The organism is Vibrio hangzhouensis (assembly GCF_900107935.1).
Lineage (GTDB): Bacteria > Pseudomonadota > Gammaproteobacteria > Enterobacterales > Vibrionaceae > Vibrio > Vibrio hangzhouensis.
In genome coordinates, this window is record NZ_FNVG01000020.1 from 31,936 (window position 1) to 54,136 (window position 22,201).

17 protein-coding genes are annotated in these 22,201 nt (G+C 43.8%); 4 read left to right on the forward strand and 13 right to left on the reverse strand.

Annotation, left to right across the window (positions count from 1 at the left end):
- Window positions 1–116 precede the first annotated feature (116 nt).
- The 3 genes from C4S60_RS17365 to C4S60_RS17375 all read right to left on the reverse strand — a co-directional run bounded on the left by C4S60_RS17365 (window position 117) and on the right by C4S60_RS17375 (window position 7,724).
- On the reverse strand, window positions 117–3,134 hold the full coding sequence (locus C4S60_RS17365; protein WP_103881629.1) for a chondroitinase family polysaccharide lyase: 3,018 nt from the start codon (window positions 3,132–3,134) through the stop codon (window positions 117–119).
- An 83-nt stretch (window positions 3,135–3,217) separates the two neighbouring features.
- Entirely contained in the window at window positions 3,218–6,328 is a 3,111-nt protein-coding gene (locus tag C4S60_RS17370; RefSeq protein WP_103881630.1) for a chondroitinase family polysaccharide lyase, read from the reverse strand.
- A gap of 28 nt (window positions 6,329–6,356) precedes the next feature.
- Window positions 6,357–7,724, reverse strand: coding sequence for an autotransporter outer membrane beta-barrel domain-containing protein (locus C4S60_RS17375; RefSeq protein ID WP_103881631.1), 1,368 nt, complete (start codon window positions 7,722–7,724; stop codon window positions 6,357–6,359).
- A 276-nt stretch (window positions 7,725–8,000) separates the two neighbouring features.
- Between C4S60_RS17375 and C4S60_RS17380 the strand changes: the two genes are divergently transcribed.
- The 3 genes from C4S60_RS17380 (at window position 8,001) to C4S60_RS23970 (ending at window position 10,936) form a co-directional block, all read left to right on the forward strand.
- On the forward strand, window positions 8,001–9,500 hold the full coding sequence (locus C4S60_RS17380) for an OprD family outer membrane porin (RefSeq protein ID WP_103881632.1): 1,500 nt from the start codon (window positions 8,001–8,003) through the stop codon (window positions 9,498–9,500).
- A 95-nt stretch (window positions 9,501–9,595) separates the two neighbouring features.
- The gene (locus C4S60_RS17385) at window positions 9,596–10,411 is read left to right on the forward strand and encodes a winged helix-turn-helix domain-containing protein (RefSeq protein WP_103881633.1); all 816 of its coding nucleotides are present in this window, start codon (window positions 9,596–9,598) and stop codon (window positions 10,409–10,411) included.
- 6 nt (window positions 10,412–10,417) lie between these two features.
- A complete protein-coding gene (locus C4S60_RS23970; RefSeq protein WP_103881634.1) occupies window positions 10,418–10,936 on the forward strand; it encodes a regulatory protein ToxS in 519 nt (172 codons plus the stop codon).
- A 111-nt stretch (window positions 10,937–11,047) separates the two neighbouring features.
- Here C4S60_RS23970 and C4S60_RS17395 read toward each other — a convergent pair whose 3' ends face one another.
- The 10 genes from C4S60_RS17395 to agaR form a co-directional block, all read right to left on the reverse strand.
- Window positions 11,048–11,773: a carbohydrate-binding family 9-like protein gene (locus C4S60_RS17395; protein ID WP_103881635.1), complete on the reverse strand. Its 726-nt coding sequence runs from the start codon at window positions 11,771–11,773 to the stop codon at window positions 11,048–11,050.
- Window positions 11,774–11,842: 69 nt separating this feature from the next.
- Window positions 11,843–12,892: a glycoside hydrolase family 88/105 protein gene (locus C4S60_RS17400; protein WP_103881636.1), complete on the reverse strand. Its 1,050-nt coding sequence runs from the start codon at window positions 12,890–12,892 to the stop codon at window positions 11,843–11,845.
- Window positions 12,893–13,066: 174 nt separating this feature from the next.
- On the reverse strand, window positions 13,067–14,215 hold the full coding sequence (gene nagA, locus C4S60_RS17405) for an N-acetylglucosamine-6-phosphate deacetylase (protein WP_103881637.1): 1,149 nt from the start codon (window positions 14,213–14,215) through the stop codon (window positions 13,067–13,069).
- Window positions 14,216–14,218: 3 nt separating this feature from the next.
- Window positions 14,219–14,662 carry a PTS galactosamine/N-acetylgalactosamine transporter subunit IIA gene (gene agaF / locus C4S60_RS17410; protein WP_103881638.1) on the reverse strand — a complete coding sequence of 148 codons (444 nt, stop codon included), beginning with the start codon at window positions 14,660–14,662 and terminating at the stop codon, window positions 14,219–14,221.
- A gap of 46 nt (window positions 14,663–14,708) precedes the next feature.
- Window positions 14,709–15,614 (reverse strand): PTS system mannose/fructose/sorbose family transporter subunit IID, encoded by a 906-nt coding sequence (locus tag C4S60_RS17415; protein ID WP_208623287.1) that lies wholly within the window; start codon window positions 15,612–15,614, stop codon window positions 14,709–14,711.
- Window positions 15,604–16,371 carry a PTS N-acetylgalactosamine transporter subunit IIC gene (gene agaW / locus C4S60_RS17420; RefSeq protein WP_103881639.1) on the reverse strand — a complete coding sequence of 256 codons (768 nt, stop codon included), beginning with the start codon at window positions 16,369–16,371 and terminating at the stop codon, window positions 15,604–15,606. Before agaW ends, C4S60_RS17415 begins: the two co-directional genes overlap by 11 nt.
- A 20-nt stretch (window positions 16,372–16,391) precedes the next feature.
- Complete coding sequence (gene agaV, locus C4S60_RS17425) at window positions 16,392–16,892, reverse strand: PTS N-acetylgalactosamine transporter subunit IIB (RefSeq protein WP_103881640.1); 501 nt, start codon at window positions 16,890–16,892, stop codon at window positions 16,392–16,394.
- Between the two features lie 15 nt (window positions 16,893–16,907).
- Complete coding sequence (locus C4S60_RS17430; RefSeq protein WP_103881641.1) at window positions 16,908–18,071, reverse strand: SIS domain-containing protein; 1,164 nt, start codon at window positions 18,069–18,071, stop codon at window positions 16,908–16,910.
- A gap of 9 nt (window positions 18,072–18,080) precedes the next feature.
- Entirely contained in the window at window positions 18,081–19,364 is a 1,284-nt protein-coding gene (kbaZ, locus tag C4S60_RS17435; RefSeq protein ID WP_103881642.1) for a tagatose-bisphosphate aldolase subunit KbaZ, read from the reverse strand.
- Window positions 19,365–19,425: 61 nt separating this feature from the next.
- Entirely contained in the window at window positions 19,426–20,199 is a 774-nt protein-coding gene (gene agaR, locus C4S60_RS17440) for a transcriptional repressor AgaR (RefSeq protein WP_103881643.1), read from the reverse strand.
- Between the two features lie 403 nt (window positions 20,200–20,602).
- Here agaR and C4S60_RS17445 point away from each other — a divergent pair, with 403 nt between their 5' ends.
- Window positions 20,603–22,177, forward strand: a complete 1,575-nt coding sequence (locus tag C4S60_RS17445) for a sulfatase-like hydrolase/transferase (protein WP_103881644.1) — start codon at window positions 20,603–20,605, stop codon at window positions 22,175–22,177.
- The last annotated feature ends 24 nt before the right edge of the window (window positions 22,178–22,201 follow it).

Below are 22,201 nucleotides of genomic sequence, written 5' to 3' on the forward strand. Positions count from 1 at the left end.
ATTTTAGCTTTCAATATGAAATGTGTGATCTTAAAACGACAGCACATGAAAATATGTTAACTACGTCTCGAAAGAAAAAAACCTCCACAATGGGAGGTTTTTTCTTTCAAGTGCCTTTAAATTTTATTTAGATCTATCTGAACGGGTATACCATCTATACAATTCACCGTCACTACCGTGGTTGGGCCTTTTCTTCGAATTGTTACGTTTTCCATTGGTTCTCTCAACTCCCACGAACCAATCAAAGTAACAGCGACAGGGGCAACACGACTGCGTGTATCGCTCTCCATATTTAAATCAGGATTAGCAACACTTAGCGCCAAAATATTGTCTTTTTCTTGTGCCATCACCACAGCAGATGTACTGATAGCGCGTACCCACTTATCATTAGTACGAACAAAACCAAACGCAGTGTAACCGGTCACGCCCGATTCATTATCATGAACAATATGGGCGTTGCCATCTTGGCGAATTACTCGATATGGTTGACTTGGTGTCTGGCTCATCTCTTGAGCAAGTTTGGCCATAGACTCTGGTGTAGCATCCAATACAACTATGTACTCGTACTTTGCTTTTGATGGCGCTTTACCATGGTCAATCCACGCGGAGGCAAAATCACCTTCCGTTGGCTGCATTCGTTGGTTATCTAAGGACTCCTGGCGCTGACGTTGTACGTGAATGTCACCTCCTTTCACTATGTAGTAACCATTTCCCATGCCATCGATCACCCAATCTCCCTCAGACAACATTGTAGAGTAAGGAAATGCTTCGATTTTTTCACCATTGACATACATAGACTGTGTCTTATCCGTGAGGCCATATTGGAAAAGCGTTGTATCTGTATTGTATGCGGTTCGGCCGTTGCTAATGTTACTCCCGACCATTACCAATCGATTATCAAAGCTAAAGACGGATTTTTTAGCAGTAAAACTCGGATCTATGAATTCCGGCCAGCGAGTCGGATTTTCAAGTACGAAGCCAAAAGCACCATACTTACCTTTTAGATCCGTCGCCCCGTTGTAACGACTTTCATTATGAAGCATAGTCGTGTGTTCACGTGGTGAATTGAGTAACTCCCAAGGTAGGTGAATGGTTGTTGCTCCAGGCATTCGGTTCCAATCCCAACCTTCCTCGAAGTAACCGTAGTCTTTTTCATTTCCCCACTTGTGAATTTGTACACTGCCATGACTCTGGTAGCGACCGAAACGGTTCGCTCGCTGATAAATTTCCGATGACCAAACGTAGCGGTTCCACCCCTTCATCGTAACCATTTTGTCTTGATAGCGATAAACGCCCATTGCAGCATAATTGAAGGTGTAAGCGCCTTGTGGGTGATCTTCCGGAGCAACAGGCACTCCGAATATTCTTTTACCTTCTTCAGCCGTTTTCTCAGTAATACGCAGGTATGCCTGAGCTAACTCTCGATCAATGCCCTCACCATGAACACCCGCTTTAGCTAGCCATTCAAAACCACTCGCGACACGCTCAATAGAAATACCAAAGAAAGGTCGACGGCCATTTGTCCCCACACCTGGATTTGGGTTGCTATAGACACGAGCAGACATCATCGCAAGCTTTAGGTATTCCCTTGCCTCTTGTGATAACTCAAACGGCGACTCTCGCAACAGATAGGCACTAAAGGAAGCAAACCGTAACGCTGCAAATGAATATCCTGGGTAGTTACCACGATGTCGCCATGCCGTACCATCCGGTCTAAAGCCGTCAGCATAGCCCACTGGTGTTTGAGCTAAGTTTCCAGAGATAAAATCTGAGAATTTGTGATACAAAGCCACACGCTCTTTCACGTCATCTTCGAGCAATAACATGATCATCTGGGCCAAAAGCAAGGTATTGTAGTAGTCCATATCCGAACTCTTTGGTCCTACTTTCATTGCAAAGCCACGGTCACGGAACTCACGAGAGAACCACATCAGTGATTCATGTACTGGCTCCATTAGACCAGCCTCACGCATTGGCTCTTCCATCAAAAGAATCGAAGCATACCAACCACGAGTTGGGTATCCCCAGTGGTGCGTTGCTACCAAGCTCGCCCCTTTTTGAAAGCCCTGATCCAATAAGTGCTCGGTCATCAGCATGTATTTATCATGCATCTCTTGTTTAATCTCTGCATCTTCCGTCACTTTCCAGAGTCGCGCGATGCGCTCCATCAACTCAGCATACGTTCGCAAGCGCTCATATTCATCGACATATACTTTGTCCGTATCATTAAGATGTTCTGGACGATAGATGGTGATCTGGTTTTTGGTCAGAAGGTGAGCGCCTCGAATCACCCCATCCTCTTTTCGCAAATTGTAGCGATCATATTGCTTACGAATATCATTGATCACTCGCTTGCCTGAACCCATGTTAGCAACATGAAAATCGATCAACTCAGACTTAATTCGGTCCAAGGCAACTAGCTCTTCGATCGTAGGCTCTGGGAGAACTTCTGGCAGCTCATAATCTATTTCAGGCTTGGTGATCTTTGTGGTCACCATGTCATCACTCCATTGATAACGAATATCGTCTAAACTGACCATCATACGATCAATGTACAACTCGCCACCTTCATCAGAGTTTTGAGCCGTAACCGTAACCCCTCGCATCTCAGACGATGGCGAACCCAACATGTCTCGATGAAACGCTAAACCAACCGTTCTCCAACCTGTAAAGTTAAGCTTCATAGTAAAGTTACTGCTGCTTGACCCAAACTCAAACTTAAGCTCGCCATCACTCGCCTTTTCGTTATACACCCAAACAGAAAAAACCGTCGACGAACCACGTCCATAAGCCCTAAAGGACTCTTCTGGCGTGTAATAATAAAAAGTATGATCAATGTGTAACTCATCACCCGACTTCCAGTCCCATTTTAGTGACTGATCACCATAAATTGAGCGTTTCTTGGTTAGCTCTATATGAGAGCCTTCAGTTACCGTTACGTAGTCAGGCATGGTATCGTCAACAAAGCCGATAATTTGAGCCTCTAAAGGGTTGTGCTCAACAACCACCTGTTGCACTTCACTTTCGTTTTTATCTACTTCAGTCGTTTGGGCAACCGCAACACCACAAAATAGCAATGAGGAAATCATCGCTGCTATTGGCGTTATTTTTAGCAAAGAGACGTTTGTCTTCATGTTAGATTCCTTATCAAAGGCAAGATCCAAACCTGCCTTTATAGAGAGCCAAAGTCGCCTCTGGCTCTTTGAAAACGATGGGGTTAGATTTGCTCCAGATTTAAGTGAACACCTTGTGCATTCACGGTCGTTACCGTAAGCAAAGTATTACCTTGATAGTCCAACTCAATGTAGACCCCCTTCGTTGGCACCGTAGATTTCCACTGTCCCTTAAGTGTTACATTAGTTTTAACAGGCTGAGACGGTGAGTCTTTCCAAGGACGAGAGTAAATACTGACTTCTTTTAGAACACCGCCCTCGTCATACTGGCTTTCATCAATACCTTGGTAGAAGCTGAAGTCTGGATTAACAACTGACAAGGCTAGTCGCTGGCCTTCAAAGGACGCCATTAACATGGCAGGAACATCTACTTCCTTGATCAATTCGTCATTTATCGAGACACCGGCTTCAAAGATGGCAAAAGCCTTGGTGCTAGATTCTCTATCCCACACGATATGAGCTTGGGTATTCTGCTGAAGTACCTCAATTGGACTCTGCTCAGATGCCACCAGCTCAGCAAATTGTTTTGCTTGCTGCTCATCGGAGTCCACCAACACAACATACTGATAGCTACCAGACTCTGGAGCGTTACCGTGATCGATAACGGCAGTAGCGAAAGACCCTTTGGTAGGCTTACTGTTTTTCTGATGAACTGAGTGTTGCTCACCTTGCCTAATGGACACCGATTGACCATGTGGAACCACATAAGCATTATTCGCTGGGTCAATCAAAACCGTTGTACTCTTATTTTCAATTGGTAGCTTTTTGAGCTCCGACGGGAATTCATGTCCGTCTGCGTAAGCATGCTCATCTTGGCGAATTGCATGTTGGAACAAAGTTGTTTGCGTCGGATATCGACTTTCTTCCGTAGTAATATCTGAACCTAACGCCACGATGCGGTCATCAAAGAAAAACACACTCTTATTGGCATAGAAGCTACCATCGTATTTGGGGTGCCCTTGCAGCTTGAGAGCATACATCCCATTATCTCGATGGCTTAGACCTCCCGCATAAGATTGTTCGCTAAGTAGCATTTCTTCCAAACCACTATAACGGTCAACATTACGCAACTGTGCATTCAACTGCTCGAAGGGTAATTGTACGGACGTAATTCCAGGCCAACGATTCCAGTCCCATCCATCATGGCTAAAGGCTCGCTTATCGCTGTCGCCTGACATAATTTCCAATTGCCCGTAGTTAATGTAGCGACCATAACGATTGGCGTTAGCATAACTTTCGTTACCCACAAGGTATCGGCTAAATCCCCTTACTCCCGCCATCCAGCCATCACGACGTTGTAGCGACAAGCTGGCGAAATTCATGGCCCAGTTACCACTAGCAATAGGAGCGGACTCGATTCCAAGTTCGGCTAGTTGTTTGCTAAAAGGTGTATTTGAACGAGCCAAACGTAAATAGGCTTGGGCCATGTCAATATCTATTGGCTGCTTACCATCTGGAGACCCCGACTTTGCAAGGTGCTGGAAAGGCTCTAGGTCAATAGTCTGCAAGCCCGTTGGGTGCCGACCTGCTACCGACATTAGGGTATGCTGATCAAAACTGTACAATTCTCCCATTGCGACAACGTGTTTTAATTGTTCGTGGGCAGAAGTATCAATGGCATAACTCGTCTTACTCAACGCCTCTACTACAGGAGTTACCCCTTTCAATGCGCCACTTGCGTACGCCGGATAGTGCTGAATATGGTGGAATACTGAGCCATCAACCTTAAAGCCTCCTGACATCCCTTCAGAGGTAACTATGGACTTAGAAAGCCACTGAGAGAATTGAGCCAATTGAATCGCTTTTACTTGCTCGTTTGGCTGCATCAGAATACTGTAAAGCATGGCGCGCAACTGCGTATTCATAATGTCGACATTGAAGTTGGTCAACTCATTCTCAGGGGTAAATATGCGCCCTGCATTGGAGAACCACGACATCATTTGACTCACTTCAGTCAACAACCCATTCTGCTCTAACACATCCCGATTTAAAAAGTGCGCCTCAAACAAAGGCCGAAAGCCATAGCCAATATGATGAGAAGTACCGAGTCCACTCCCCGCTTCGTATCCTTGATCAAGCGCGAATCGAGTAAGCAGAATGTACTTCTCCGTCAAATCCTTCTTGGCTTGCGCCGAAACGTCGGAATTCATAGCGCGAGTGATCTGTAAAACCAAGTCACTGTAATTACGAACATCGATAACGTCGAATAAAGTGTCATATCCCTCTTGATTGAGAAGTCCCTTATTAACCCCCTTATCAAGGAAAATTTTTAATCGATTTCCGTTGCCTATTGTCTTACCAGCAACATATCCATCAATTTCTTGTAGCTCAAAGGCATCAAATTGACGCTGAATATCCGCCAAGTCCACTTTGTTATTGCGTCCTTGAGTAATAAAAGAGTCAAGTCGTTTGCTTATCGTTGCGACCGCTGTACTGTCCAACTTTGTCGCGTTAGCTTGCTCTAATCCTGCTTGCATATACCCGTTGTATAGATAATGTGCCAACCAGTGACGATTCGGGGCACTATCCGCAGCGGTATTAATAAACGGTACTACCTTGTCTCGCGTTGGCCAACGAGGGTCAACCGGAATGCTTGGCATAAGCTGATCAAAATATAATGTCCCCGGCTGAATGTTTTCTGGCATATTTACTTGCAAGAAATCCATACTTTCTGAAGGTGATCCCTCCATGTCACGGAATGGAATAAGCAGATGACGCCAACCAGAGAAATTCAGATCAATGTCGAAATAAGCTTGGACTTCTTTTCCCGTACCAAAAGCGAAGCGTGCGTGCTCTTTCTGCGGAGTATCATTGTAGATCCAAGTGGAGAAGGTACTTATCGATTGATCAACATCATTTTCAACAAAGTGCCGATAACCAATAGGTTGGTTAAAAGACAGCGTTGCACCCGGAACAAACTCCCAAGACAAACTATGGTCGCCATCTTTTGCGTATTTTTGATTAAGCTGAAGAGCATTCTCTTTAGAAGAAAAAATCGTGTTAGGCATACCATTTTCGAAAAAATACATATACCCGCCAGGCTGCAAGTAAGAACTTGTATCTAAGCTATTTGCGTTGGACTCAGGTTCACCACAGCCCAAAAGTGTTACAGAACCAATGACCAACGCCAACTTTGAGAATTTAAACATATTCATCTAAATAAATCTTTGATTAATAGGGTAATTAAAAGGAATAAATCGCTCGACCATAGGCCATAGCATTCTTTGAGGAGTCATCCCAATCATACTGAACGCCAAGACTCCACGAGAATCTACCGTCTGTTTCTAGCACCATATCGAAGTAGCTTTGATAGCGAAGTTTTTCGCGAGAATTGGCTTGAACGGTAAAACTATCTCCCCCACTAACTAGGCGAGATGTGATATTGAGATCTGTATCTAAAGCGTTGTAATTGACATGACCACCTAGGCGACTATGTAACGCACCAATACCAGTAAACCAGGTATGTGCGATTTCCAATCCAGCACCAAACAACAGCTCATCGTAGAATTGAGTATCATATGACAACGCAGCAGCTGAACCCGTTGATTTGGTAAGTACACCATTGTTGTTATAAGTGCGGACGTAGTCTTCAGAGTAACCATCTAACATGGCGTAGTTGTAACTTGAAGACACGACGGGTAAGAAAGTGAAACTAGAGACGTAAATAGGGTAACTCATATCCACCTGTAACGATGCAGTGGTACTTTGCGTCCGACCATCAGCATTGGTATGGCCAGAAAAGTCAGATCCCCCTTCGATGTTACGACTAATTTTGTGAGAGCCACGCCCAACAATCCCTCTTCCCGAAAAGTTGATGTCATGCCACATTGTTTCACCATAGACAGCGGCTTGAAGCGTCTCAATTTCAGAAGAGTTCGCGGTAAGTCGAGAGCCAGTCTCAATATGTTGATGGCTAAACGCCAAACCTAACAAACTATTGCCTGAGAAAATTTTATCAAAACCAAAAGCGGCGCCGTAGGACGAAGAATTAAAACCATCGTAGCGATTTGAGCCGTCAGAGTTCACATAAGACGTCTGGTCATTACCCAATAAACTCAGCCAAAAATTCGACTGAGCGGGAATGCCATGAATATTATCGCGAGTTCTTTTCTTGATGGCGTTAGCAAACACTTCTTGAGATTGCAGCACCGCGTATATGTTGGCTCCGCTACGATCTGGTGTCAAAGCTCTCGCCAGTCTTGCCGCTTCTTCATCCGTCGCTGCTGATGAAAGTAAATTCATTAACTCCGTATTTCCCGTAACCTGCGCCTGTTCCACCAACGTGCTCAACACATAAACTTCCGTTGAATCTGCTCCACCACGGATAGCCGCATCAATCACAGGCATCTCAGTAGTACTCTGCACTGGTGTCACTAAATTGAAATCGTTGAATAGCGGATTCACTGACTGTGAACTGACAAACACGCTTTGGCTTGGAAATAATTCCATTTCTGCTTGAGACTGCGGCGTCACAAAACAGAATCCAATCAAAACTGCTAACGAAAGCTTGGATGGTGATGATATCTGGCTGGCACTCTGTACTGCCATCATAAATCCCTCGTGTAAGAAAACAAAAAGTTAAACCGTATAATTCGCAACCAAAAGCCACCACGGCTTTCACATGCTTTCATTGTATGAGAAGCAAATTATAAATTCAGTGATCACGACTATATTTTTGGGTTTTCAACTTATTTATGTTTTCGTGATGAAAAACACGAAAGATATCGAAAGAAAGGTGTATCATTAACGTAAGAACATTGAACCAATTTGACCATTCAATACGAATTTAATTTTTGCATTAAGAAAGTTGCGGAGACTATGTAACCCATGTTTTTAAACACTGGCAGCGTAAGAATCAATGCCCTTAAAACTAACGCTTTAGCTATTACAACATCGATAGCCCTGCTATCAAACATTCCAACGGCTTCGGCAACATCAGTAGGCCAGTTTTATAGCGAACTTGTTACAGGACAACAAGTGTCTTTAACACTTTTAAACCATTTGAAATCAACTGAAAGATATACTCGTTATCCAGATAAAAATGTGGATGGCATGTATCGTCAATATGAGTGGGGGCAATCAGTAGGTCTGTTCTATACATCTGGGAAAGCGTCTTTCTCCAAGGACAGTACTCTCGCAATGAGCTTTGACGTAGGCTACAACCACATGTTTAAGCTCGCGGATTCTTATCCTGGCGGTGTCCATAACTGGAATGCAGGTGAAAAAATCTTCATGAGTAAAGACTGTTTTTGGACCGGAGGGGAACCCTATAAAGGCCAATATAAGTGTAATGACACGAGTGGCTATGGAAAACTTCCCGTTGCCAACGTTCGATTAGACTGGGGGAAAGGTCAACAACGTGGCTTTATGCGCGTCGGAGACGGTTTCTACAATACCGGTATGATTACGTCAGCAGACCTAGACAGTGCGTTGCTATCTAGTTATCGCGGTGTTATGGCTCAACACAGTCAAAATGGCTACATCTTTGATGGTGGCTTCGTTACCGGATTTATGGGAGGTAATGAGTCAAAAATGGGCAACCTAACCGGTAACTCCAATTACTATGACCCCTATCCATTGACATACGACTACTTGTACACAATGCGTGTTCGTAAAAATTACCAAAATTCTGGATATCGAGCGGCATATGGAGAAGCAAAAGACTTCCTAAGACGATCACATGTCGATGTTTGGTATCGCCACCCCCTCTCTTCCGTAACCAGTGTCTATGTAAAAGGTCAATATTACTACAACCGTGCAGCCGGTGACCTTTGGCAACAAGACGTAGATAAGGGACAAGCCGCGTTTGATACATACGCATCCGCTGCGTCCTACGAGTTTCGTCTCCAATACGATGCTCTAGAACTAATGTATGGCTTTACACATATCGATGCCCCTAGGAAAAATGGCAACGGTTCATTTAGCTATGGATTCGGAAATGCAAAAGGCTATCTGAACCTACCGACCAACGGTAACTACCATGGTTTTCGACGTGATGGCATGGACGCAAGAGTAGTTCAGCTAAGATACGACTTCCGAAACTTTGGTCATCCAGATCTGTACGTTGAATACGGATATCACTGGGGCGAAGCACCAATTATTGAAAAGGCAACAGGAGCGACCAAGTATGGCAGTGAATATGAACACGCCATCACACTTCGATATCGACCTAGGACTGGTGCACTGAAAGGATTTGTCTTCAACCTGCAACAGGCATTCCACAGACCAGATGACACACTAGCCAATATCGTTGAAAACGATCCATTCCCGAATCGGGGAGACCGAACTAATACCAAACTAGCGATAAGCTATATGTTTAATTTGTAATTGATGAAGAAAATAGCCTATATCTCAATAGGTTATTTTCCACTTTTACTTTCATATCAGAATCAATCACTTGTTACAAAACGAAGGAACTTATCATGAACAACATGGAAGGCATGTTTACCCTAGGCCAGGAGTATATTTTTAACCCTAACGACCATACTATTACAGAGAAAAACAATAACTTAGACACCCAGCAGCTGGGTAGCAATGAGAACCGTATTTTGCAGTTATTTATTTCTAGACCAAATGAAATCATCAGCCGTAACGAGTTTCATGAGTATGTTTGGCGAGAACAAGGTATCGAAGTCGAAGATTCTAGTTTAACTCAAGCCATTTCTACACTGCGCAAGCAGCTATGCGACTCCACCAAGTGTCCTAAGTTTATCCAAACTGTACCCAGACGGGGCTACAAATGGATAGGCGGTTTCAGTGAAGTTCAACCACCCCATAAAGACGTGAACCTCTCAACTACCATTGCCAGCACGACAACAGAAGCCGACACTACCAAGCCTATTCTCTCTGTAATTTCTGCGATCAAACGCAGTTATATATTGATGTCATTCGTAATGTTGACGGCCATGTTACTACCGTTGATTGTGTACGCATACAATGATCTTCCAACCCGCTCATTAAGAACAGTGGGACACGTTAGCAATGTTGAAATTCTCATTCCTGAACACTCCCAAAATCTGGCTCAGTGGCAAGCAACTATCGAACAGTGTATTAACCGTTACATCAAAACCACTTTATCGGATCAACGCCCGACCCAAGTCATTGTCACTACAAATCTAGATAAAGTCATTACGTTGAATTTTGTTCACGCATTGGAACGTTCTGGCCAAAATACGACAATGCACTTGGCAAATCAGACAACAAACAGCACCAATGAACGATGTGCTTTGCAAAGTTAGTGCGATATGAAGATACTCCTTACTCTAATCATACTTACATTGTCTGCAGTGTATAGTTGGTGGTTATACGACCGAAGTGATCTCAATATAGAGCGTGTTTTAACTTCAACAGAATGGCAAACAAATATCCAAGGTCTTGTTATTCCTCACTACATTATGGTTGCCGAGCCAATGTCTCTACGTGACCTTAACGTGAAATCGCAAGTTCGCTATTTACCTAATGGGACATACTTACAAGAGCTCACCGTAATTTGGTCTAATCTTCACACAGGCTCTATTTCCCACCTCAAAATATCTGAGTATGGCACTTGGACCTTTAACGATAGTTATTTGATGAAGTCTACTAGTAAATTTAGAGAGACGTCCGTAAGTCAAACGGAATTGTTCAATGCAGAACACGTTGAACTCATTAAAAAATTATTGAAGTTAGAAGCTCAAAAAAGTCGCCGAATTGACGTAATCAACAGAAAGACACTCTTACTAACTACACTCAACCAAGAAACATCACTACTTTTTTCACATTGACCTTTTCTCAATGAAATTAATTGTTCGTTAAACGCCACCTGAACCACTATTGTATATTCTGGTGGCAAAACGCACTCAACGGATTTTTGAAGCCAAATCGGCAAAACAGTTCTAATTAACCAAGTGACACTCACCAAATGTATCAGGGTTATGAAAATTTGGCTTCTCTGTCTTCGGATCGACCCATGTCATCCAGGCCATATCAATATCGCCACTATCCAAACGTGTAAACTCTGCACGCATCAGCGCACATAGTAGTACCGTCTTATCTGAATTCTGCCAAAGGTCGAGTTTTGTAATAGTTTCTAGCGGTATTTTCATTTCTACGTGGTAACCGTTATTGGTTTTGCTGCCATAAGTTTCAACATTGTCCCAATGCCATTTATCATTACGACTGCCAATCTTCTTTCTATCTAAATCATACTGAGCATGCATACTATAAAACTGAGTCGTTGCATCCACTTCCAAAGTGTAATAGTTAGACAACTGCTTATCCTGAGAAAGAAAAATCTCCACTCGGTCTGAGTCTAGCGCCCCTCTCTCTGGGTTTTCTCCGATCACTACATTTTGGTCTTCAACACGATACTGAATATAGAGTGCATCGTCGTTCCATAACGCTTTAAACTCAGTGTTAGGAGGCACTGCGTCTCGCCAAGGCAAGGTAAAATCAGTAAGCGTGTTTGCACTATCCCATACACTGCTACTTACGCTGTCACCCAGTGTTGGCATCACTTTCGCGTATTTAATCTGATAAACTTTATTCGTTATTTCACTATTCTCCATCGCAAAGACGGAGCTACTCATCACAACCAGAACGGGTAATAACTTCGTGTACATTTCATCTCCTTAATGTAAGAAAGGCCGATTTTAATACTATTAAAACCGACCTTAACACTGACTTATCAACTATTTACAAAGCCTGACCACTTCAGTAGCCGCGAGCATAAATGCCCCAGCACCATAATCAATATTGTGCTCAAACTTAACGTCTCTTGGATTAAATGCCGGTAATTGAACCCAACCAATCATGCCATTTTCATGAATACAAGTTTGCAAGGCCGCCCATGCTTTTGCGACAATAGGCACGTAAGTTTCCTCATCGAGAAAACCTTCATTAATCCCCCAAGCAAGGCCATAACAAAACAGCGATGTTGCACTACTTTCCGGTGCTGGGAAACTCTCAGGATCCAATAAACTGGTACGCCAAAAACCATCTTCTTGCTGATACTTAATAACTTCGTGAGCAAGTTCCAAAAACATAGCCAAGTATTGAGACCGGCCATGAAAGTCTGCTGGTATGCGTGCCATTAGGCGAGGAACAGAGGCTAATACCCAACCCAACCCTCTACTCCAAAATACTTTCTCACCATTACTTTCACGCAGTTCATTACCGTTGCCATCAGGGATATAACGATGATCTCGGTAGAACAACCCTGTCTCGGGGTCTCGAAGGTGCTCTACACTATCCCAATAAGCTGTGTGCATATATTTTAGGTATCGGTCATCACCCAAATGTTGCGACAAGGCAGCAAACGATGGAGGAGCCATAAATAACGCGTCACACCACCACCAATCTTTGCGACCAGCGTCAGGCTGTTCTACCATCAGATCTAGTGCTTTGATAGTAGGCTCTAGCGCTTCAATCTTATCTACCACTGGATACACATCGATATATGCTTGGCAACAAATGTGATCATCAGCAAAGCGAGGATTAGGGCCAGTTCTAAACCCAGTATGTAACGCATAATTCAGTACACCATTTAGATATTCCGTATCGTCCGTCGCTTTCCATGCAGCTGAAACACAGGACCAAAAGACGCCACGTTCCCAGTCTGTATCTTTGATGAATCTCGTTTTACCACTGCGGCGAACTACGCTACGAGTCTGGTTCTCAGCTTGATAGCGATAAACCCTTTTCATTGACTCTAAGACGTCGCTCTTTGTTCCAAATACCATTGTTTGCTCCTTACCTAGCTAAAAGGTCACCCATGTCAATGGCAGATATACTCATGCGTGACCTTTTGTTCTTTCCACCTTCGTTTCTGACCTTTTTCTACTTGGTAAATAAGAGCAGAAACGATGACTTAACAAAGTTTGTTCTATCTCGAGCCCGTTATCTGTATGTCTCCACTACGACTGATAGACCCATTCACCATCAATGATTGTGCGATGAACATTCAAATCACTATCCACTAGGGTAAATGAAGCATCCATACCGACAGCCACCGCTCCCAATCTGTCTTCAATACCTAAATACGATGCAGGCACCGCACTTGCCATTTGCACCGCTTCCCACTCTGGAACGCCGGCTTTGAATATCATGTTGCGCACAGCTTGATTGAGACTGCATGTGCTTCCTGCAAGCGATCCACACTTTGTTCTTGCTTGCCCATCTCTCACTTGTACCATTTGAGCGCCGAGTTGATAGTCACCATCATCCAATCCACCAGCTCGCATACAATCCGTAATCAAAGCAATACCACGATAGCTCTTCATTCGATAAGCCAATTGCATCATCACTGGATTAACATGAATGCCATCAGCAATTAGCTCCGCCAACATGTCATGGAACAAAACTGCCCCGGCGCATCCAGGCTCACGATGATGCAGTCCACTCATGCCATTAAACAGGTGCACACCACAGTCTGCTCCTTTGTGAAAAGCCTCTGTTACTTGATCATAATTTGCGTCTGTATGTGCGATTGAAACTAGAATATTGCGCGCTTTTAGCCATTCAATGCAGTCCATAGCACCTTCAGTTTCAGGTGCCAGCGCTACGCGAAGCAATGACTTATCTGCTGCAGCTAGCAACAGTTCAAGCTCTTCGATGTTGGCGGGTTTTAGAAACGAAGTAGGATGGGAACCTCGATTAGTTTCAGTAAAGTAAGGCCCTTCTAGAAAGCTACCGAGCAATTGAGCGCCACAACGATCTTGTTGCGGTAAGTAAGCTTTGACATTTTCTAGCGCACGTAAAATTTCTGGCATTGGTGCAGTCACTGTTGTACCGACCCACGCAACAACGCCTGTTGCAGGCAGTGCATTTGAGATGGTTTGCAACGACTCAGAAGTGGCATCCATAACATCTGAGCCATGGCGCCCATGGATGTGTATATCAATAAAGCCAGGTAATAGAGACAAGTTAGGAAAGGTATGCACCTGCATACCTTTTGGTTCTCGCTTTGTTATCGCTTGGATCGTGCCATCTTCTACAACAACATAGCTATCAGTCTCTATGCCAGAGTGAGTAAATGTTCGAGCACATTTCACGGCAAAAAGCATATATTACAGTCCGCCTTCTTCACATAAAATAGGCTCGGCTTTCATCGAAGCTTCGAGCTCCTTGCGCATATTCTGTAAACAGCTCACGCCAATTTCTTGCAGTGTTTCAACTAGCTCAACCAGCGTTGTGTCTTCTCGTTCAAACGCGGCATTAGCAATCATTGGAAGATTCACCCCGGCCAGTAGCTCTACATTAGGCGTGTCCATCATGATGTTCATTGCACGATTGCAAGGCGAGCCACCTGGGATATCGGTTAGGAACAACACTCCGCTACCGCTTTCCACTTTATCGCGTGCCGCTCTAAGTTGAACTTCTAGCTCCTCCGTCGACATGCTCTCAACAAAATCGACAAATTCCACTTTTGATTGTTGTCCAGCAATCGCGCACATTGCTGATTGCATACCCGTAGCAAAATTTAGGTGACCAGAAATAACCAGACCTATCATAGTAATACCTCAAAGAAAGGAGGGGCGAATCACCCCTCATATGGAACTAAAGAATGCCCAGTGCGTGGCCAATAACACCACCGGCTAGTGCACCAAAGATAAGCACTGGTGGTTTGGCCCAAAACCCTGTGCCCTTCACCATTTTGAACATAAAGAACACCAGACAAAGCGGAAGCAAGTTCGGCATTATCTTGTCAAAGAGGTCCGTTTGTAGGTTAACCTCGGCCCCCCCTAGCTCCAGCGTGGCAGTGGTATTCACCCGTATAAAGGTCGCGGACAAGGCACCAATAACAAAAATACCCATGATATTTGCCGCCTTGGCAAGCTTCTCAGTAGCACCACTTAAGTTCACCATCGCTGCGGTACCAGCTTTGTAGCCCATAAACATCAGCCAGAAGTAAACAAAAAAGTGAACTGCTTGGTACAGAGCGAAGAAAACAAAAGGACCAGCAATTGAGCCTTCCAATGCAATCGACGCACCTAAAGCCAGAGTCAGAGGCATTAAGGTCATGTGGTCAATCGCATCACCGATACCACCTGTAGGTCCCATACCTGCAACTTTCACTACATTGACCGTCGATGGTTTTTCTTTGTTTTCTTCCATCGCTATTGCCGTACCCAATAGGAACGTAAAAAGCTTTGGACTAGCGTTAAAGAACTGTAGGTGGTTCTTCAAAGATTTCGCAAAATCACGCTTGTTGTTTCCATGGATCTTCTTAAGCGCCGGAATAATGGAGTAAGCAAAACCGCCTGCCTGCATACGTTCGAAGTTAAAGTTACCTTCCATGAATAGGCCTCGAATCGAGCATATCCAAAGGTCTTTCTTGGTGATAACTTTGCGAGGAGTGGTATCCTCATATCCATCGATGTCATCGACAAGATTCACATGCGTGGTGTCTAGCGTAGATGCTTCTGTATCCAAAGTATCCGTTGTTGTGATATTAGATGCCATCTTCAAATTCCTCGGCTTGTTTGTTATTTGATTGGCCATCGCCGCTAAAGAAGTAGTACAACGCTGCTGCTGAAGCTCCTAATACCGCTACTGCCATGATTGGAAGGTGTAGATAGGTTGTCATTACGAAACCAATAAAGAACACACCCGCTACTTCCTTTGACCACATGATCTTAAGAAGCATTGCGAAACCAATCGCAGGAACCATGCGTGCACCGATACCCAAACCTTCAAGTAGAACCGTCGGCGCATTCTCATCAATCCAAGCAGCACCTCGTTCACCAAAGTAGACCGTCACAAAACCAACGACTGCATATAACATGGCACGCGCCGATATAGTGGTAATCAACAACATATCGATGCCCCGACTACTGCCTCGCTCAGCAAAGCGGTCTGCTGTCCCCATTGTGAAAGAAGTTACCGCAAAGAAACCAATCACTAGCATCTGCATTAATACCGCAATAGGCATGCCGACACCCATAGCAACTTCAGCCGAGTGACCTGTCATCACTGCAAATGCGACAGCGGCAATCGTACCTAAAGTCACATCAGGCGGCTGAGCACCTGCGTTAGGCACTAGGCCAAGCCAGGCAAGTTCAAGTGTTGCACCCGCAATTAGGCCAACCTGCATATCTCCCATTATCAGACCCACAACAGGGCCTGTGATTAGTGGTCGATGGATATTTAATGCGACATCGTATTTATCGATACCACAGAAAAATGCCCATACCCCGACCAAAAGTGCTTCCATAAACATGATCTATTTCCTCGGGTTGGTTACGCAGACGCCTTGGCTTGCTCCAAAACATCAATAGGTGACTGATCCGGTGTATTTTGAATCGTACAAGCCACACCTTTCGCAGTTAAGCGCTCAAACGCTTCAATGTCTTTAGCATCAACAGAAACCGTCTTAGCGATTTGCTGTTTACCTTCATGGAAGTGCATGTTGCCAACATTACAGTGCGTAATAGGCACTCCCCCTTCGACTAATCGAGCTACGTCAGTAGGGCTGTTACATAGAACAAAAATCTTCTGTTGAGGTGAAGCTTTGTGGATAACATCTATCGTCTTTTGGATAGAGAAAAAACGAACCGCATATTCACCACCTGCAGATGCCTTCATTCCTGCCTGCATAAATGCAGCATTCGGTCCTTCAGCGGCCTCATCGTTTGCCACCAAGATTAAATTCGCTTCAGTATGTTTACCCCAAGTGATACGAATTTGACCATGAAGTAAGCGCTCATCGATACGAGTCCAAACGATATTTGGTGAAGTCATAATGCTTCCTTGTAGTTATTTGTTAAAGTTATGAATGTTAACGCCCTGAACCACACGGTTTACTTCACCGGTAGGACAAGGGTTATCTGGGGTATTTCCTAATTTAAGTGCGCTATGAAACGCATAAATTTGTGCGAAAGTTATGTAGGGGAATAAGAGTTGTACGTCTGAAGCGTCCGACATATCAGGTACAAGTGAATGATTGTCGTCGACAGGGATATCATCGGCTTGAGCCGAGATTGCAATGACACGCTTAGCGATATTGTCTTGACGCAGTTCATTCAGTAAGTCAAGATCATATTTACGCGTATAAGGGTCATTCGAAACAAAAACAAAGACTATTGTTTTATCGTCAACGATAGATTTTGGTCCATGGCGAAAGCCCAGTGGGGAATCAAAGCACGATACGATTTTCCCCGCAGTTAGCTCTAGAAGCTTAAGCGAAGACTCTTGTGCTAAACCCTGAAAACCACCACTACCAAGGTAAATCACCCGCTCAACATATTCGTCTGACATAGTAATCAATGACGGATTAATTGCGGTGATCCATGCCTCAGAACTAGTGCAAATATTTTCAATTTCTTTTTTATTGAAACAATCTTCGGAAAAAACGATACATAGTGAAAGCATCATCGAAGTAAAGCTTGATGTCATTGCGAAAGATTGGTCATTACTTTCTGGTGGCATTGCTAACGCAAAGCGCTTATCACTTTTTAAACTACTCTTATAAAGCTCACCTTCGGCGTTACATGTTAAGAACAGGTGATAACATTCACTCAAGCACTGGTCCGCTAGGTCAACAGCAGCCACACTCTCTGGACTGTTACCAGATCGAGCAAATGAAACGACCAAAGTAGGTAGGTCTTCCGCAAAATAATCTGCTGGATTGGAAACAAGATCTGTACTCGCAATGGCTTCGATGCGGTGATTAGTCAACTTTGTGAGGGTTGGAGCAACCGCTTTGCCCGCAAACGCTGAGGTTCCAGCACCTGTTAAGATAATGCGTAAATCGGGCTTATCAATAAACTGAGACATAAAGTCTGAAAGTTGAGCGCTACACTCGTTGACGATATTGAAGGTTTTTCTCCAACATTCTGGTTGCTGCATAATTTCTTTCGCAGTCCAGTAACCTTTATTCTCATTGAGCTTAGTTTCCGAATAACCTAGATAACTGTTCATTATTTTTCCTTATTTCTGAAGCTTGCAAGCCTTCGCATACGCGCGCAAAACTTGCTGAATTTTGTCGATCACAATGGCTTTTGGAGAGCTTTCAAGGTCGCTATTTCGAATTGCATTAAACTGGTCAGGTAAATACTGGCTTAACAGAGGGAAAGGCAAACCTGAATGCGTTAAATTGGAAAACAACTTGTCTTGCGCTCGGGCAATTTGTTGATCTGGCCAGTAATAACGAATTCGATCACTAAAGCTAAAACTACGGGCAAAGCGCTGCTGATTAGAGTCACCTTGATAGTATTTCTTCCAGTTGCTTGGGTTAGAGCACATCTGCTGTTCAATATGCTCTTTTAGGTGGGAGCAACTCGCTTTGGTTACGATTTCCTCTTCAATATTGCAGAGACTGAACAGAGCTTCACGCATTGCGAATGTTAATGCTGGCCCTACTTTCAAAATAGCGAAGTGGTCGCGAACTAATGCATCATAAGCACGTTGAGTCTGATAATCGGTAGAATGCGCTTCATAAACCATATGATTGTGCGCACCGATCATTTTACTCAACTCAAGCGCTTTCTCCGGCTGATAATCAATCACGGCTGTGTGGTCAAACTCAACACCAGGCTGAACAACCAAACCAATCACACGTGACCAACAATCTGCTAGCCCTTGCGCTTTGAATGCGTGATAGTGACAATTAATGGTTTCTGTCGCTGCTTCAGGAGTGGTGACCTCTAGTTCACCTAACTCTTCAGCAGCGCCGCCTGGTACTGGTACTTCCGTGCCAATAACATAAACTACATCACTTCGACCAAATTCTTTTTCCGCAGTAAGTTCAGCAACTTTTGCCAACCTAGCAGCACGTTCTGCTACCACCTCGTCCGTAAGAGGGACAGGGTCGCCAGCACAGGACATACTGCAATCTAAGTGGATTTTCTTAAATCCAGCTGCAACGTATGCTTCAATTAGAGCATCAGCCTTATTCATAGCTTCAGCAGGGGAGAGATCTTGCCAACGGTTTGGACCTAAATGGTCACCACCTAAGATGAGGTTGGAAATAGGGAATTGATTCTTCTCGGCTAAATCGAAAACGAAATTTCGAAAGTCCTCTGGAGTCATACCAGTGTAGCCACCATATTGATCGACTTGGTTTGATGTCGCTTCAATCAATATTACAGAATTGTCATTTTTAGCTTGAAGAATTGACGCTTCTATAACAAGCGGATGTGCAGAACACACGGAGTAAATTCCATTGTTCTCACCTTGCTTATGGCGTTGAATAATCGTTAAAAGGGTGTTCATGTACTAACTCCACAATCAGGCCAGCATGCCGACTATGGAGTTAGTTTAAGAGGGGTTGTACTTACTTTTTCTCGACTAAGATTAAATTTACATCCAAGTCACGTAATCCCTGTATATATTCCTGAGGGATATCAGTGTCTGTCACAAGTGTATGAATATTTCCAAATTCACGAATCATATGGCAACTGCGTTTACCAAACTTACTTGAATCTGCTACAGCAATCACTTGCTCTGATATTTCACACATAAGCCTATTTAGGCTAGCTTCTTGCTCGTTGTATGTTGAAATTCCAGTTCGTAAATCAAATCCGTCCACACCCAAAAAGACTTTATCAAAACGATAATTTTTTAGACTGCTTTCTGCCTGTGAACCTGAAAAAGAAAGTGCCTTCTTCCGAAGAACTCCCCCAGTCATCAATACTTCGACTCCCGAAGCAGATGACAACTCCATCGCGACATCCAGACCGTTGGTCATTACTACCACATCTTCCACATTCTTCAGATTTGAAGCGATTTCACGTGTGGTAGTACCAGAATCTAGAATAACTGTGTCACCATTATTGATTAGCTCAGCTGCCGCCATGCCTAGCTGGCACTTAATACCTGCGTTTTGATGGCGTTTTTCTTGAATTGTCAGCTCAGCTAATGCACCGGTATTTGGTATGGCTGAACCATGAGAACGCACTACATAGCCGTTCTTCTCCAAAAAACTCAGATCACTTCTAATAGTGACACTCGAGACACCAAATCGAGATGCTAAATCTTCTACACGCGCTTTACCGTCACTGTTTACAACATCAACGATTTCCATCCGCCTTTCGATCGCACTTTTCACTCTTTAGTCTCCTATGAAAACAAGCTTTCGCTTGCTTTCGAAATTAATATTACACCCAAAAGATTTCGTAACAACACGAAAGCAATAGTATTGAGATCTCTTTCACAATCTTTCGTAAAATTCCGATTCTTTACTAAAAGAAAGTTTCATTTATCGTCATAATAACAAAGCTAAATAAGTACTCCTATTACCTACATACTATGAACTGACTAGGATTTAAGGAAATAGGAGTCACCATGTAGCTACATTTTGAGCAGCGCTTCAGTAATACTAGTTGGAAGAAACTGTAAAAATGTAACTTTCACTATCTTGCGATATAAGTCAACGTAAACCAGGTACGTTTTCGAATAGAATAAAACTTCCCCGCAAGAATACAAGAAAAAACTCTAGTTGTGAGAATATTATGTCAATATCACGTAGAAACATACTTAAAGGCATTGCTGTTACTGGTGCCGGAGGCCTTGCTGCTTCAATTTCGGGCTGTTCCTCTTTCACTCCGAAAGCTTTAGCATCAGGTGAAACATCGCAAAATGAAGTAACGCCTAAAAAGAAACCTAATTTGCTTATCTTGTTCCCCGACGAAATGCGAACTCAGTCACTGGGTTTTATGAAACAAGATCGCTCTATCACGCCTAATATCGATAAACTTGCAAAACAAGGCGTGTTCTTCAGACAGGCAGTTTCGAACTTTCCTTTATGCACACCATTTCGAGGGATGTTAATGACGGGCCAATACCCGTACAGAAACGGAATTCAAGGCAACAGCCACACAGGTGTACCCGGGAATTTTGGCGGCCATGACTTTGGCATCGAGCTAAAACGTTCAGACATCACTTGGTCTGATGTTCTTAAAGAGCAAGGCTATAGCATGGGTTATATCGGTAAGTGGCATCTAGATGCACCAGAGCCACCATTTGTTCCTGGCTACAATAACCCATTGGGAGGTCGATACTGGAACGACTGGACCGCACCAGATCGTCGCCATGGTTTTGATTTTTGGTACAGTTATGGAACGTATGATCTGCATTTGACACCAATGTACTGGACAAATGATACACCGAGAGACAAACCCATTATTGTCGATCAGTGGAGTGCAGAACATGAAGCTGACATTGCCATTAGCTACCTTAGAAACGAAGGTGGCAAATACCGAGATAATGACAAACCATTTACGCTTGTGGTTTCGATGAACCCGCCACACTCACCTTATGACCAAGTACCTCAGAAGTATCTCGACAAGTTTGACGGGGAAACGTCCGAATCGCTAAATACTCGTAAAAACGTAGATTGGGACAAAGAATACGACGAAGGCTACGGACCAAAATACTTCAAAGAGTATTTAGCCATGGTTTATGGTGTCGATGAACAGGTCGGCCGAATCGTCGACGAGCTTGATAGACTTAAGCTTACCGAAGACACCTTAGTTGTAATGTTTTCAGATCATGGTTGCTGCTTGGGCTCGAATGGCCACCCAACGAAGAATGTTCATTACGAGGAGGCAATGCGCATCCCAATGATCTTTAGATGGCCAGGGACACTAAACCCGAACCAAGACGACATTCTATTTTCAGCACCAGATATCTACCCGACAATGCTAGGCCTAATGGGACTAGAAGAACATATTCCAGGCTCCGTCGAAGGCAGCAATTTCGCCAATACCGTAAAAGGCCTCGAAGGCGACGAAAGACCGACATCGCAGCTATACACCTTTATGCCATATGGCGGTCAATCTTTTGGCCGACGTGGAATCCGAACGGGAGACTATACCCTAGTGGCTGATCGAAAGGTAGGCAAGCCAATCACCTATGTTTTACATGACAACGTCAATGATCCATATCAAATGAAAAACATAGCCGAAGAGCAGCCAATGCTTGTCGAAAAGTTGATATCAGAAGAGTTACTTCCTTGGTTGGAGCGCACTGGTGATCCGTGGCGTCCTACCGAAGTACCAGAGAATGTGCTTAATGCTTATACCTAACATCTATTAATGAAAAAGCCTCTT

Bases quoted from the DNA above. Each gene is read 5' to 3' on its own strand.
- C4S60_RS17445 (WP_103881644.1), top strand. From the start codon at position 20,603: ATGTCAATATCACGTAGAAACATACTTAAAGGCATTGCTGTTACTGGT.
- C4S60_RS17415 (WP_208623287.1), bottom strand. From the start codon at position 15,614: ATGGCATCTAATATCACAACAACGGATACTTTGGATACAGAAGCATCT.
- agaV (WP_103881640.1), bottom strand. From the start codon at position 16,892: ATGACTTCACCAAATATCGTTTGGACTCGTATCGATGAGCGCTTACTT.
- C4S60_RS17375 (WP_103881631.1), bottom strand. From the start codon at position 7,724: ATGATGGCAGTACAGAGTGCCAGCCAGATATCATCACCATCCAAGCTT.
- C4S60_RS17400 (WP_103881636.1), bottom strand. From the start codon at position 12,892: ATGGTATTTGGAACAAAGAGCGACGTCTTAGAGTCAATGAAAAGGGTT.
- C4S60_RS17395 (WP_103881635.1), bottom strand. From the start codon at position 11,773: ATGTACACGAAGTTATTACCCGTTCTGGTTGTGATGAGTAGCTCCGTC.
- C4S60_RS23970 (WP_103881634.1), top strand. From the start codon at position 10,418: ATGAAGATACTCCTTACTCTAATCATACTTACATTGTCTGCAGTGTAT.
- agaF (WP_103881638.1), bottom strand. From the start codon at position 14,662: ATGATAGGTCTGGTTATTTCTGGTCACCTAAATTTTGCTACGGGTATG.
- C4S60_RS17430 (WP_103881641.1), bottom strand. From the start codon at position 18,071: ATGAACAGTTATCTAGGTTATTCGGAAACTAAGCTCAATGAGAATAAA.
- nagA (WP_103881637.1), bottom strand. From the start codon at position 14,215: ATGCTTTTTGCCGTGAAATGTGCTCGAACATTTACTCACTCTGGCATA.
- C4S60_RS17365 (WP_103881629.1), bottom strand. From the start codon at position 3,134: ATGAAGACAAACGTCTCTTTGCTAAAAATAACGCCAATAGCAGCGATG.
- C4S60_RS17380 (WP_103881632.1), top strand. From the start codon at position 8,001: ATGTTTTTAAACACTGGCAGCGTAAGAATCAATGCCCTTAAAACTAAC.
- C4S60_RS17370 (WP_103881630.1), bottom strand. From the start codon at position 6,328: ATGAATATGTTTAAATTCTCAAAGTTGGCGTTGGTCATTGGTTCTGTA.
- C4S60_RS17385 (WP_103881633.1), top strand. From the start codon at position 9,596: ATGAACAACATGGAAGGCATGTTTACCCTAGGCCAGGAGTATATTTTT.
- kbaZ (WP_103881642.1), bottom strand. From the start codon at position 19,364: ATGAACACCCTTTTAACGATTATTCAACGCCATAAGCAAGGTGAGAAC.
- agaW (WP_103881639.1), bottom strand. From the start codon at position 16,371: ATGTTTATGGAAGCACTTTTGGTCGGGGTATGGGCATTTTTCTGTGGT.